This window comes from Bacillus sp. EU55 (assembly GCF_038005925.1).
Taxonomy (GTDB): domain Bacteria; phylum Bacillota; class Bacilli; order Bacillales; family Bacillaceae; genus Bacillus; species Bacillus velezensis.
In genome coordinates, this window is sequence record NZ_JBBOUE010000001.1 from 4099773 (window position 1) to 4113418 (window position 13646).

General features: G+C 51.1%; 10 protein-coding genes and 1 pseudogene. 6 read left to right on the forward strand and 5 right to left on the reverse strand.

From position 1 onward, the window contains the following. Positions 1-176 precede the first annotated feature (176 nt). Positions 177-1582, reverse strand: a pseudogene (locus NYE50_RS20915) (glycoside hydrolase family 43 protein). 241 nt (positions 1583-1823) lie between these two features. Here NYE50_RS20915 and hutP point away from each other — a divergent pair. The 6 genes from hutP to NYE50_RS20945 all read left to right on the forward strand — a co-directional run bounded on the left by hutP (position 1824) and on the right by NYE50_RS20945 (position 9281). Then, positions 1824-2270: a hut operon transcriptional regulator HutP gene (gene hutP, locus NYE50_RS20920; protein WP_071182075.1), complete on the forward strand. Its 447-nt coding sequence runs from the start codon at positions 1824-1826 to the stop codon at positions 2268-2270. Positions 2271-2382: 112 nt separating this feature from the next. Then, positions 2383-3921, forward strand: a complete 1539-nt coding sequence (hutH, locus tag NYE50_RS20925; protein ID WP_224988552.1) for a histidine ammonia-lyase — start codon at positions 2383-2385, stop codon at positions 3919-3921. Next, the gene (gene hutU, locus NYE50_RS20930) at positions 3918-5582 is read left to right on the forward strand and encodes a urocanate hydratase (RefSeq protein ID WP_224988551.1); all 1665 of its coding nucleotides are present in this window, start codon (positions 3918-3920) and stop codon (positions 5580-5582) included. The genes hutH and hutU overlap by 4 nt, the downstream gene beginning before the upstream one ends. 1 nt (position 5583) lies before the next feature. Continuing rightward, entirely contained in the window at positions 5584-6849 is a 1266-nt protein-coding gene (gene hutI, locus NYE50_RS20935) for an imidazolonepropionase (protein ID WP_224988550.1), read from the forward strand. Continuing rightward, complete coding sequence (gene hutG, locus NYE50_RS20940) at positions 6842-7792, forward strand: formimidoylglutamase (protein ID WP_017418560.1); 951 nt, start codon at positions 6842-6844, stop codon at positions 7790-7792. The genes hutI and hutG overlap by 8 nt, the downstream gene beginning before the upstream one ends. Before the next feature lie 70 nt (positions 7793-7862). After that, a complete protein-coding gene (locus NYE50_RS20945) occupies positions 7863-9281 on the forward strand; it encodes an amino acid permease (RefSeq protein ID WP_224988549.1) in 1419 nt (472 codons plus the stop codon). A gap of 39 nt (positions 9282-9320) precedes the next feature. Here NYE50_RS20945 and NYE50_RS20950 read toward each other — a convergent pair whose 3' ends face one another. From NYE50_RS20950 to NYE50_RS20965, 4 genes are all read right to left on the reverse strand, one after another. Further along, positions 9321-10622: a pyrimidine-nucleoside phosphorylase gene (locus tag NYE50_RS20950; RefSeq protein WP_071182079.1), complete on the reverse strand. Its 1302-nt coding sequence runs from the start codon at positions 10620-10622 to the stop codon at positions 9321-9323. A 27-nt stretch (positions 10623-10649) separates the two neighbouring features. Then, positions 10650-11831: a NupC/NupG family nucleoside CNT transporter gene (locus NYE50_RS20955; RefSeq protein WP_004393280.1), complete on the reverse strand. Its 1182-nt coding sequence runs from the start codon at positions 11829-11831 to the stop codon at positions 10650-10652. 92 nt (positions 11832-11923) lie between these two features. Next, on the reverse strand, positions 11924-12592 hold the full coding sequence (deoC, locus tag NYE50_RS20960; protein WP_071182080.1) for a deoxyribose-phosphate aldolase: 669 nt from the start codon (positions 12590-12592) through the stop codon (positions 11924-11926). Between the two features lie 90 nt (positions 12593-12682). Further along, a complete protein-coding gene (locus NYE50_RS20965; RefSeq protein ID WP_224988548.1) occupies positions 12683-13624 on the reverse strand; it encodes a sugar-binding transcriptional regulator in 942 nt (313 codons plus the stop codon). Positions 13625-13646 lie beyond the last annotated feature (22 nt).

The following is a 13646-nucleotide window of genomic DNA, read 5'->3' on the forward strand; positions in this document are numbered from 1 at the left end:
TAAACTTCCTTTCGTTTTTTCTTAGGTATGTATTCAAATTCTTCAATTTTATACTGTTCACTGTAAACGATAGAGGTTGAATCCATCATAATTCAAATGGTTTATTAAAAGCAATAGAAGGTCATTCTCCTAATTAGCAAGAAAAAAGCACCCTCCAAAATGGAGTAGGTGCTAATTCACTTCACTCCCCAAACAGCCTCCCCATCACCGCTCAGCACACTAAACGTCACAACTTCCTTCTCTCTCGCTGAGTCCCATTCTTTCAGGAAGACGCCGTCATAATTTGTGCCGTTCAGGTTGATTCGGGCTTTGCTGCTGTCCATTATTGTCCAGGTTCCGGTCATTTCCCCGGAAATGGTGCCGTCGTTGTTAAGCCGGATGTTTTTTGGGGTTTTGATCGTAGCTGTGATGTCTTTTCCGTGCTGGATGAGTTTGTAGGTTCCGGATGCAGCGGCCGCCGATATGTGTGAATCCGGTTCTCCCGCATAGCGGTATGGCGCTGCAACGGGCCATCGTCTTTGTTCATGTACAGCCGATGCACTCTGACTTCATGCTCTTCTCCTCTGTTCGGGAAACGGGTGTGGAAAATGAGGTATGATCGTTTCGTTTTCCCGTCGTAAAACACGGAGTTGTGTCCCGGCGATACGTAGCCCGTGCCTTTTTCAGATTGTGAGGCGAAGCTATAGCCGCCCATGAGTTTAACCCCGTACGGTTCAATTGCTTTGTCGTCGAAGAAACTGCCGTCTTTTCCTTTAGCATCAAGCATGTTATGACCTGCGGCGTCATAGTACGGACCGTCCGGATTTTTAGAGCGCGCCACACGCATATTGTAACCGCCGGCTGTGTCAAGTCCGCCGAATGACAGATACAGATAGTAATATTTCGTTTCCGGATTGTAGCTGATGTACGGGCCTTCGATTCTGCTGTGATTTCCGCCGAGCAGTTTTTTTCCGTATCCTTGGTTCGGGAGCGGGAAACCGGTTTTCGGATTCATTTCCAGTATAAAAATCCCGCCGGAGTAAGAGCCGTACACCATCCAGAGCTTGCCTTTATGGTCAAAAAACGTTTGCGGATCTACGACGTTCGGGTGAACGTTTGCATGATACGTCGTGCCGTCTTCGCTTTTTCCTTCCATGCCCGATTTCAAAAAGATGCCTTTGTTTTTGTAGGGTCCTTCGATTTTGTCACTCACGGCGACACCGAGAGCGGATCGCGGCGAGTCTCCTTTACAGGCGTTATAGTACATGTAATATTTCCCGTCAGACAGCTGGGCGACGTCCGGCGCCCACAGCGTATCAGACTGGGCCCAGTCGAATGTCTCTTTTAATTCGGTGTAGACATTCGGGATCAGGGGATTATTGGGATTGACGCTTGAAGATATCTGCTGCCACTGCATCAGGTTTTTCGACTTGGCGGAAGCCAAATGCGAGCCGAATACATAATATGTATCGCCTGTTTTGATGACGGACGGATCATGCACGCTGACCTCTGAAAAAACCGGATGCTGGGCTTTTGCCTGCGGCAGAGTGAACCCGATGACCGCTGCTGAGACCAGGCACACACGAAAGAAACTGGTTTTCATTTTCTGAAATCTCCTCGCTCTCTTCTTTTCTTAAAACGCTTTCAAGACAACGCTCCATTTTATGATGCGGCTGGCGGAAATATGTGATCAACATCGCCGGCTTCACGATGTACCGCTTTACTTCGATAGCAATCTGATTTGTGAAAGACTGGAAAAAAAGTTTTGACTTCTGATTCGCAAACACTTAATATAAAAAACAGTTACTAGTTATCAGAATATTTAAGAATTGAGTGAAGCATATATGACCTTACACAAAGACCGCCGCATCGGGCGCTTGTCCGTCCTTCTTCTGCTTCATGAGACTGAAGAAAACCAGCAGATCAGACGGCTGGAACAGGACGGCTGGAAAGTCTGTCTCGGCAGGGTGGGTTCAATGGATGCGCATAAAGTGGTAGCTGCGATTGAAACCGCTTCCAAAAAGAGCGGTGTCATTCAATCTGAGGGTTATCGCGAATCACATGCGCTGTATCATGCCACAATGGAAGCTTTGCACGGAGTGACGAGGGGCGAAATGCTGCTTGGCTCGCTGCTTCGTACCGTGGGCCTGAAGTTTGCTGTCTTGCGGGGAAATCCGTATGAAAGCGAGGCGGAAGGCGATTGGATCGCCGTTTCACTTTACGGCACGATCGGAGCTCCGATTAAGGGGCTTGAGCACGAAACATTCGGAGTCGGAATTAATCACATATGAATCAGCCCATAGATTTCAGATGATAGGGGGCTATGCGTGAAATATCATTTTCATGGCATAGCTCCTTTTTGTATGGGCGCTTTACCAAAGTAAAGGAAAAGGGGTTGAAATGATGGTGACATTAGACGGTTCCTCACTGACAACCGCAGATGCCCAGCGTGTGCTGTTTGATTTTGAAGAGGTTCAAGCATCTGCCGAAAGCATGGAACGTGTGAAAAAAAGCAGGGCGGCGGTTGAACGGATCGTTCAGGAAGAGAAGACCATTTACGGGATTACGACGGGATTCGGCAAGTTCAGCGATGTGCTGATTCAAAAAGAAGACGCTGCGGATCTGCAGCTGAATCTGATTCTTTCTCACGCGTGCGGCGTCGGTGATCCGTTTCCGGAATCTGTATCGCGGGCCATGCTGCTTTTGCGAGCCAATGCCTTGCTGAAAGGCTTTTCCGGCGTGCGGACTGAGCTGATTGATCAACTGCTTTCGTATCTCAATCATCGCATTCACCCGGTCATCCCGCAGCAAGGGTCACTGGGGGCGAGCGGGGATTTGGCGCCGCTTTCTCATCTCGCACTGGCGCTTATCGGTCAAGGCGAAGTCTTTTACGAAGGGGCCCGGATGCCGACAGCTCATGCTTTAGAACAGACAAACCTTCAGCCGGCCGTCCTGACCTCTAAGGAAGGACTCGCGCTGATCAACGGAACGCAGGCCATGACCGCGATGGGACTGATCGCTTACCTCGAGGCCGAAAAGCTGGCCTATCAGTCGGAACGGATCGCGAGCTTAACGATCGAAGGCCTTCAGGGTATTATCGATGCGTTTGACGAGGACATTCATGCCGCCCGCGGTTATCAGGAACAGATGGATGTCGCAGAGCGAATCCGCTATTACTTGTCAGACAGCAAGCTGACGACCGTCCAAGGGGAGCTGCGTGTCCAGGACGCCTATTCGATCCGCTGTATTCCTCAAGTCCACGGCGCATCATGGCAGACATTAGCGTATGTAAAAGAAAAATTAGAAATTGAGATGAATGCCGCGACAGATAACCCGCTCATTTTCGAAGACGGCGCCAAAATCATCTCAGGCGGAAACTTTCACGGACAGCCGATCGCCTTTGCCATGGATTTTCTCAAAGTGGCGGCGGCCGAGCTTGCGAATATTTCTGAACGCCGGATCGAACGGCTTGTGAATCCGCAGCTGAATGACCTGCCGCCTTTTCTGAGCCCGCAGCCCGGCTTACAATCCGGAGCGATGATCATGCAATATGCGGCGGCCTCCCTCGTGTCAGAAAATAAAACCCTGGCCCATCCCGCCAGTGTCGATTCCATTCCTTCATCGGCAAACCAGGAGGATCACGTCAGCATGGGAACCATCGCCTCAAGGCACGCCTACCAGATCATTGCGAATACGAGACGGGTGCTTGCCGTTGAAGCCATTTGCGCGCTGCAGGCCGTGGAGTACCGGGGTGCGGAACATTGCGCCTCGTACACAAAACAGCTCTATCACGAAATGAGAAACATCGTGCCGTCCATACAAGAAGACCGCGTGTTTTCTTATGACATCGAGCATCTGAGTGACTGGCTGAAGAAGGAGTCTTTTCTGCCGAATGAGCATCACCAAAAACTGATGACCAATGAAGGGGGACTTACAAGATGACTGATGTAAAGAAATCAATCCGCGCCGGCCGCGGCACCGAACTTGAATGCTTAGGATGGGAGCAGGAAGCCGTGCTCCGCATGCTCCGAAACAACCTTGACCCGGAGGTTGCCGAAAAACCGGAGGATCTGATCGTATACGGCGGCATAGGCAAGGCCGCACGAAACTGGGATGCTTTTCACGCGATTGAGCGTTCCCTCAAAATGTTAAAAGATGATGAAACACTGCTGATCCAATCCGGAAAACCGGTCGGACTGTTCCGCACGCACAGCCGCGCGCCCCGCGTCCTGCTGGCCAATTCGGTTCTCGTGCCGAAATGGGCGGATTGGGAGCATTTCCATGACCTTGAGAAAAAAGGGCTGATGATGTACGGGCAGATGACGGCCGGCAGCTGGATTTATATCGGCTCACAAGGTATTTTGCAAGGCACCTATGAAACCTTTGCCGAGCTTGCGAGACAGCATTTCGGCGGCAGTCTGAAAGGAACCCTTACGCTGACGGCCGGACTTGGCGGAATGGGAGGCGCCCAGCCGCTGTCCGTCACAATGAATGATGGCGTCGTCATCGCCGTTGAAGCGGATGAAACACGGATTGATAAACGCATTGAAACAAACTATTGCGACCGTAAAACAGCATCAATTGACGAAGCGCTGCGCTGGGCCGAAGCAGCCAGACAAGCCGGAGAGTCTTTATCGATCGGCCTTCTCGGTAATGCGGCTGAGGTGCATCATGAGCTTTTGAACCGCGGCGTCCATATTGACATCGTGACCGATCAGACTTCAGCTCACGACCCGCTGATCGGCTATATTCCGGCAGGATACTCACTTGAAGAGGCTGACCGCCTGCGCCGGGATCAGCCTGAATTATACGTAAGGCTTTCCAAGCAGAGTATGAAAAAGCATGTGGAAGCCATGCTCGCCTTCAAGAAAAAAGGTGCCGTCGTCTTTGATTACGGCAACAATATCCGCCAGGCTGCCAAAGATGAGGGTCTCGCCGATGCTTTTGACTTTCCGGGATTCGTTCCCGCCTACATCCGGCCTTTATTTTGTGAAGGAAAAGGGCCGTTCCGCTGGGCCGCGCTGTCGGGAGACCCTGAAGATATATACCGCACGGACGCTTTATTAAAAGAGCTGTTTCCAGAAAATCAAGCCCTTCACCGCTGGATTGACATGGCACAGAAAAAAGTCACATTCCAAGGCCTGCCGTCCCGTATTTGCTGGCTCGGCTACGGTGAACGGGAAAAGATGGGGCTCGCCATCAATGAATTGGTCAGAAACGGCGAGCTGAAAGCCCCGATCGTCATCGGAAGAGACCATTTAGACTGCGGATCTGTCGCCTCTCCGAATCGGGAAACAGAAGCGATGAAAGACGGAAGCGACGCGGTCGGCGATTGGGCGGTGCTGAACGCGCTGATCAACACGGCCTCAGGCGCAAGCTGGGTTTCTTTTCACCACGGCGGGGGCGTCGGCATGGGGTATTCCCTTCACGCGGGAATGGTCGCGGTCGCTGACGGCAGCATCCTTGCGGAACAACGGCTTTCCCGCGTTCTGACAAGCGACCCGGGAATGGGCATCATCCGCCATGCGGACGCAGGTTATGAAAAAGCGGCTCAAGTCGCCGAGGAACAAGACATTATGATACCGATGAAAAAGGAGCGGTAACATGCCGAAACAAATAGATACCATACTCACCAACATCGGCCAGCTGCTGACAATGGAATCCGGCGGCCCCCGATCAGGCGGAAGCATGCAGGATCTTCGTGTCACGGAAGATGCCGTCATCGGCATTTCCGACGGGCGCATTGTTTTTGCCGGACATCAAGGAGCGGAGGAAGGATACGAGGCAAGAGACATCATCGACTGCGGGGGACGGCTCGTCACCCCCGGCCTCGTCGATCCCCATACCCATCTTGTATTCGGAGGGTCCCGGGAAAAAGAACTGAATTTAAAAATTCAGGGCATGTCCTATTTGGATATTCTGGCGCAAGGCGGCGGTATTTTGTCAACGGTCAAAGACACGAAAGCCGCTTCCGAAGAAGAACTGATTGAAAAAGCGCTTTTTCACCTCGGACGCATGCTGTCATACGGCATCACGACCGCGGAAGTAAAAAGCGGGTACGGACTCGACAAAGACACGGAGCTGAAACAGCTGACCGCAGCGAAAAAACTGGGCAGGCGCCAGCCGGTCGACCTTGTCACGACCTTTATGGGGGCACACGCCATTCCGCCTGAGTACCGGAACAGCCCTGACGAATTTCTGAATCGCATGCTGCAGCTTTTGCCTGAAATAAAAGAAAAAGGCCTCGCGCAATTTGCCGATATTTTCACAGAAACAGGCGTCTTTACCGTCAGCCAGTCGAGGGACTACCTGAAAAAGGCGTCTGAAGCTGGTTTCGGCCTGAAAATCCATGCTGATGAGATTGACCCGCTCGGCGGCGCGGAATTGGCGGCAGAACTGCATGCTGTTTCTGCCGATCATTTGGTGGGGGCATCTGACGAAGGCATCGAAAAGCTAGCGGAGTCCGGAACGATCGCCGTCCTGCTGCCGGGCACGACTTTCTATCTCGGCAATCACACTTACGCGAGAGCCCGGAAGATGATTGATGCGGGCGTACGGGTCAGTTTGGCAACTGACTTCAACCCGGGCAGCTCACCGACGGAAAATCTCCAGCTCATCATGTCGATTGCCGCGCTTCATTTAAAAATGACCGCAGAAGAAATCTGGCATGCTGTCACCGTTAATGCCGCGTATGCGATCGGAAAAGGCGAAGAGGCCGGACAAATTAAAGCCGGACGGGCGGCTGACATTGTCATTTGGGAAGCGCCGAATTACATGTATATCCCGTATCATTACGGCGTCAATCATGTCCGCCGTGTCATCAAGAACGGAAAGACGGTCGTTTCAAGGGAGGGAGCCGCTCTTGGATAAGTATCCGTTTCTGCAAAAAGCCGGCTCTCTCTTCAACGACCGCCATGTGACAAGGATCGGCGATGTGACGGAAGCGTGGGCGGGACAAACGATCAAAGGGCCGGCTTTGATAGGCGTTCCGCTTTCTAAGTCGTCAATCAGCCATTCCGGCGCCTGCTTTGCCCCCGGTGCGATCCGCCGGGCGCTCGGCGGCATTTCCGCATATTCCGCAGAGCTGCGGGAGCATGTCATTGACCATCTGTACGATATCGGCGATATTCAGATTCACGTCACGGATGTCGTCACATCTCACGAACACATTTATCGGACCATTCATGACATTCTGACGGATCAGCCTGACTGGGTGCCCGTCATTCTCGGCGGCGACAACTCCATCAGTTATTCCACCATTAAAGCCATTGCGGAAACGAAAGGAACAACAGCCGTCTTTCAATTCGACGCCCACCACGACGTCCGCAACACAGAAGACGGAGGGCCGACAAACGGCACGCCATTCCGCCGGCTGTTAGATGAAAATATCATAAGCGGACAAAACCTGATTCAGCTTGGAATCAGGGAGTTCAGCAACAGCTTGGCATATGAACAATATGTAAAAGAGCGGCAGGCAGACGTGCATACAATGGAGATGATCCGGGAGAAAGGGCTCCTCCGAACGATACAAGAGGTCTTGCCGGCCGTTCAAAAAAGAGCCGACGCCATTTTTATTTCGGTTGATATGGATGTGCTGGATCAAGCTCATGCGCCCGGCTGCCCCGCGATCGGCCCAGGAGGCCTATATACCGAAGAACTGCTTCAGGCGGTCAGGTTTTTAGCCCAGGAGGCTGACATCTCGGGTATTGAGATCGTTGAGGTTGATCCGACACTTGATTTTCGCGATATGACAAGCCGGGCAGCCGCACACGTCATTTTACATGCATTAAAGGGATTTAAATTGTCACGTTAAAGTCAAATCCGGCACGCGTGCTCTCGGCTGCCGGAAGATTTTCACGCCACGCAAAAAGGGGGAGATCACGATGGATGTTGATCAAGGCGGCAATCAACTAAAGCGCACGATGAAAAGCAGGCACTTATTTATGATTTCATTGGGAGGGGTCATCGGCACGGGGCTGTTTTTGAGCACAGGGTATACATTGAGCCAGGCCGGGCCGGGCGGGACGATCGCCGCCTACTTAATCGGCGGCTTGATGATGTATCTTGTCATGCAGTGTCTCGGAGAATTGTCAGTAGCCATGCCTGTGACCGGTTCATTTCAAACGTATGCGACAACGTTTATCGGGCCGTCCACGGGTTTTATGGTCGGTATCATGTATTGGGTGAATTGGGTGGTGACGGTGGGATCGGAGTTTACAGCTTCCGGTATCCTCATGCAGCGCTGGTTTCCCCACAGCAGCGTCTGGATGTGGAGCGCGATTTTCGCGGCTCTCCTTTTTGCCGCCAATGCATTCTCCGTTAAATTGTTTGCAGAAACAGAGTTTTGGTTTTCCAGCGTCAAAATCGTCACCATCCTTTTATTTATCATCTTAGGCGGCGCCGCGATGTTCGGTTTGATTTCATTGCACGGTTCGGGTGAAGCTCCGATGCTGTCGAATTTCACCTCACACGGCGGACTGTTTCCGAACGGCTTTCTTGCGGTTTTCATCGCGATGATTTCCGTAAGCTTCGCCTTTTCAGGGACGGAGCTGATCGGAATTACCGCGGGTGAAACCGCCAATCCGGCAAAAGATATTCCGCGTTCGATCCGAAATGTCGCCTGGAGAACGGTCATCTTTTTTATCGGCGCCATTTTTGTGCTGTCCGGACTGATCTCCTGGAAGGAAGCCGGTGTGATTGAAAGTCCGTTTGTCGCGGTCTTTTCCCAAATCGGAATTCCATACGCCGCAGACATCATGAATTTCGTGATTTTAACGGCTTTGCTTTCGGTCGCCAACTCCGGACTGTATGCTTCCACCCGGATGCTGTGGTCTCTTGCAAATGAAAACATGATCAGCGCCCGGTTCAAAAAAGTCACGCCGAAAGGCATTCCGCTGAATGCCCTGCTCGCCAGCATGGCCGTTTCCTGCATATCCTTGATCTCAAGCATTGCCGCCCCGGGCACGGTCTACGTGGTGCTCGTGGCAATAGCCGGATTTGCCGGCGTCGTGGTGTGGATGAGCATCGCCCTGTCTCAGCTGTTATTTCGAAAACATTATGTGAAAAACGGCGGACGCGTCTCGGATCTGACCTTCCGCACACCGTTATACCCTCTCGTTCCGATCGCCGCCATGATCTTATGTTTCGCTTCATGCGTAGGCCTTGCATTTGATCCCAATCAAAGAATCGCCCTCTTCTCCGGAATTCCTTGTATGATCCTGTGCTATCTCATTCGTTTTTTGAGAAAGAAACAGCCGAAACAATCCGTCCGTGACATTCATTTGGATAAAACCATGCCATAAAAAAAGGCACATACTGATGAGGTATGTGCCTTTCTTCTCTTATTCCGTAATCAGCGTATGAATCAGTTTCGGCGCTTCCGCTTTTTCTGAGATGCGGATGTTGTCATAGACTTTGGCGGTCACGTCGTCAACGTTTTCGCGGTTGGCGTAAAGGGTGACGAGCGGCTCGCCTTTTTCGACATTGTCACCGACTTTTTTGCGGAGCATAATGCCGACGGCAAGATCGATTTCGTCCTCTTTTGTCGCACGTCCCGCGCCCAACAGCATCGCTGCGACGCCGATTTCGTCAGCGACGATTTCTGAAACGACACCCGCTTCTTTCGCCGGAACGTCAATTTTGTACGCCGCCTGCGGAAGTTTGGACGGATCGTCAACAACAGAAGCGTCTCCTCCCTGATTGCTCAGGAACTCTTTGAACTTTTCAAGCGCTTTGCCGTTTTTCATGACTTCCTGAAGCTTCGTTCTCGCTTCTTCCAATGTCTCAGCTTTTTTCGCCAATACGACCATTTGGCTGCCGAGCGTGAGGACGAGTTCGTTTAAGTCTTCAGGCCCTTCCCCTCTTAACGTATCAATGGCTTCTTGTACTTCCAGGGCATTCCCGATCGCAAAACCGAGCGGCTGCGACATGTCAGAAATCACGGCCATCGTCTGGCGGCCGACGTTGTTTCCGATGCGGACCATTGCTTTGGCGAGGTTCACGGCATCTTCATCCGTTTTCATAAACGCGCCGGCCCCCGTTTTGACGTCAAGCACGATGGCATCTGCTCCGGCGGCGATTTTTTTACTCATAATTGAGCTTGCGATCAGCGGGATGGAGTTCACCGTACCCGTTACATCACGCAGCGCATACAGCTTTTTATCGGCAGGCGTCAAATTGCCGCTTTGTCCGATGACGGCTACCTTGTCGCGATTCACAAGCTTGATGAATTCATCTTTTGACAATTCCACATGGAAGCCTTCGATCGCTTCCAGCTTATCAATGGTCCCCCCCGTATGGCCAAGACCGCGGCCGGACATTTTAGCAACGGGAACGCCGAGCGCCGCGACGAGCGGTGCGAGTACGAGAGTTGTCGTGTCGCCGACCCCGCCCGTAGAGTGCTTGTCGACCTTAATGCCTTCAATGGCGGAGAGATCAATCGTTTCCCCTGAATTCACCATCGCCATTGTCAGATCTGCGCGCTCCTGATCTGTCATATCCTGAAAGTAAATCGCCATAGCCAGTGCGCTTGCCTGATAATCAGGGATGCTTCCGTCCGTGTATCCTTTTACGAAAAATTCAATTTCTTCTGTTGTCAGTTCTTTTCCATTTTGTTTTTTTACAATAAGATCTACCATTCTCATGATCTATCACCTGTCCTTCATTTATGTTCAGTGAATCAATCCGACGATCGCCGCTGTCAAGAAGCTGACGAGTGTTGCGCCGTACAGCAGCTTCAGCCCGAACCGCGCGACGACGTTTCCTTGTTTTTCATGCAGCCCTTTCACCGCACCGGTAATGATTCCGATAGAGGAGAAATTCGCGAATGAGACAAGGAATACAGATACCACTGCCTGTGTATGCGCACTGAAATGGAAATCGCCGGATGAGAGTGTCTGCATCGCCACAAATTCATTCGATACCATTTTCGTCGCCATAATGCTTCCGGCGCTCACCGCTTCATTCCACGGAATACCGGTTAAAAACGCAAACGGCGCGAATACATATCCGAGCAGCGCCTGGAATGTAATGCCGAAGACCGCGTTAAAAACGCCGTTGACCAGGGCAATGAGTGCGACAAATCCGATCAGCATCGCCGCTACGACGACGGCGACTCTGAATCCATCCATTATATACTCACCGAGCACTTCAAAAAAGGATTGCTTTTCTTCTTCAGGAACGACGATCAAATCCTCTTCTTTGCTGACGGTGTACGGGTTAATGATAGAAGCGATGATAAATCCGCCGAATAAGTTCAGCACAAGCGCCGTCACGACGTATTCAGGCTTCAGCATCATCATGTAAGAACCGACGATCGACATTGAGACCGTCGACATTGCGGACGCGCAAAGCGTATATAAGCGCTGTTCAGTAAGATAACCGAGCTGTTTTTTCAAACTGATAAAGACTTCTGATTGCCCTAAAATCGCGGATGCAACAGCGTTGTAAGATTCGATTTTCCCCATTCCGTTCACCTTGCTTAACGCAAGACCGATATACTTCGTGATGAAGGGGAGGACCTTCCAATGCTGCAGAATTCCGATTAAAGCGGATATAAAGACGATCGGCAGAAGCACGCTCATGAAGAACGTCGTCTGTTTCGCATTCACAAGCCCGCCGAATACAAAGTTAATCCCTTCTGATGCATATTCCAGCAAGTAGTTAAATCCTTTTGCAAAACCGCCGACAAGAAAATTCCCGATACCGGTGTTGAGGAGAATATAACCGAGAATCAGCTGCAGCACGAGCATGACGGCGATCGGCCGGATTCTGATTCTTTTTTTGCCGTTGCTGGCAAGCCAGGCAAGACCTAAAAACACAATGATTCCGATAATTCCGATGAGATACTTCATATGTGTTCTCCTTTTATTTGTATTCGCTTACAATTTTTTATGCATCAACAAAGAAAGAGGATGGCGGAAGCTTTCGGCTTCCGCACTGCTGATTAATAGTCGCTGCTGCCGCTGTCTCCGCCGCTCATGATAGAGACGCCCGCACTTGCGCCGATCCGGCTCGCGCCCGCAGCGATCATGCTGTCAACATCAGCTTTTGTTCTGATGCCGCCTGATGCTTTGACCCCGATGTCCGGTCCGACTGTTTTTCTCATAAGAGCGATATCTTCAGCCGTTGCCCCGCCTGTAGAAAAACCGGTAGACGTTTTGACGAAATCGGCGCCTGCTGATACCGCTAAGCGGCACGCGCGCTCTTTTTCTTCATCTGTCAAAAGGCATGTTTCGATGATCACTTTGACGAGCGCTTTTTTATCAGCTGCTTCAACTACCGCGCGGATATCAGCTTCAACCGCTCCATCATCGCCGTCTTTTAATGCGCCGATATTGATGACCATGTCAACCTCAGTGGCTCCTTTTGAGATGGCATCCTTCGTTTCAAATGCTTTTGTTTCCGATGTCGTTGCGCCGAGAGGAAATCCGATAACGGTGCAAACGTCAACTCCCGTGCCCTTCAGTTCCTCCGCTGCGAGTTTGACCCAAGTCGGGTTTACACAAACGGAAGCGAATTTATATTCTTTTGCTTCTTTTATCAGTTGTAAAATATCCGCTTTTTGTGTATGCGGTTTCAAAGCAGTATGGTCTATTTGACTTGCAATTGACATTGTATGCACTTCCTTTTTCCTAGGATACGTTTAGAATAACCGAGTTTTGAACATATGTAAATTGGTAATTGAAATTATGTTCATGAATTGTCACAATTCTTGAATGAGTTTTTTGGCCGTATGCTGATCGGTAATCAAAACGTTGGCGTACTTTCCTTTCAGGGCACCGTGAATGGCCTTGCATTTTCTGCTGCCGCCCGCCACCAGAATCGAACGCTCTTTCATTTTCAAGTCGCTGAGCTCGACTCCGATCGTCCTGCCGTTAATGCTGCTGCTGCAAATCCTGCCTTCCTCGTCAAAAAAGCGCGAACAAATATCGCCGACCCCGCGTGCTTTCAGTAATTGTTTCTCTTCTTCCCGGAAATAGCCGAGTCTGAAAAGCAGCGCCTCATCCCGGACGGTTCCGACCGTAAACAGGGCGATATTAGCTTGTCTGCCCATTTCAATGATCCGCTTAATATGTCTGTCCCGCTCGACCATCTGTTTCACATCGGCGCTGTCAAATATAACCGGCAGCGGCAAATACCTCGGCATCGTCTGAAATGCTTCGGCGAACAGCTGAATCGTTTCTGACGAATACGTATTGACATTGGAATGACTGATGCCGCCTTTCAGCTGCACGACTTCAACGCTCTTTACCTGCTTCGGCTCCATGCGGCTTGCGATCTGGTACATCGTCGTCCCCCAGCTTACGCCGAGTATATCGCCGTCCTTTACGGTTTTATGCATATAGTCTGCGCCATAGCGGCTTAAGTAATGTGTAATGGCCTGGTAATCGTCGCTTGGAGAAAAGACGACGTGCGCCTCAAGCAGCCCGTATTTTTCTTCCAGCTTCGCGCCTAGTTCGTCCAGATCCTCAAATGGGTCCATGACGCGAATTTGCACATACCCTTTTTCCTTTGCGTACTGAAGCAGCCTTGAAACGGTGGGGCGTGACAGATTAAGCCGTTCGGCGATCTGCTGCTGGCTGTAATCTGATTGATAATATAGTTTTGCCGCAACTATGCTGAGCTGCTGTTTTTCACGATCCATGTCGCGCCTCCCCTCTCCGCTT

What these genes read in the sequence shown, in the direction of transcription:
- hutP (WP_071182075.1), top strand. Translation starts at nt 1,824, where the DNA reads ATGACCTTACACAAAGACCGCCGCATCGGGCGCTTGTCCGTCCTTCTT.
- hutH (WP_224988552.1), top strand. Translation starts at nt 2,383, where the DNA reads ATGGTGACATTAGACGGTTCCTCACTGACAACCGCAGATGCCCAGCGT.
- hutU (WP_224988551.1), top strand. Translation starts at nt 3,918, where the DNA reads ATGACTGATGTAAAGAAATCAATCCGCGCCGGCCGCGGCACCGAACTT.
- hutI (WP_224988550.1), top strand. Translation starts at nt 5,584, where the DNA reads ATGCCGAAACAAATAGATACCATACTCACCAACATCGGCCAGCTGCTG.
- NYE50_RS20945 (WP_224988549.1), top strand. Translation starts at nt 7,863, where the DNA reads ATGGATGTTGATCAAGGCGGCAATCAACTAAAGCGCACGATGAAAAGC.
- NYE50_RS20950 (WP_071182079.1), bottom strand. Translation starts at nt 10,622, where the DNA reads ATGAGAATGGTAGATCTTATTGTAAAAAAACAAAATGGAAAAGAACTG.
- NYE50_RS20955 (WP_004393280.1), bottom strand. Translation starts at nt 11,831, where the DNA reads ATGAAGTATCTCATCGGAATTATCGGAATCATTGTGTTTTTAGGTCTT.
- deoC (WP_071182080.1), bottom strand. Translation starts at nt 12,592, where the DNA reads ATGTCAATTGCAAGTCAAATAGACCATACTGCTTTGAAACCGCATACA.
- NYE50_RS20965 (WP_224988548.1), bottom strand. Translation starts at nt 13,624, where the DNA reads ATGGATCGTGAAAAACAGCAGCTCAGCATAGTTGCGGCAAAACTATAT.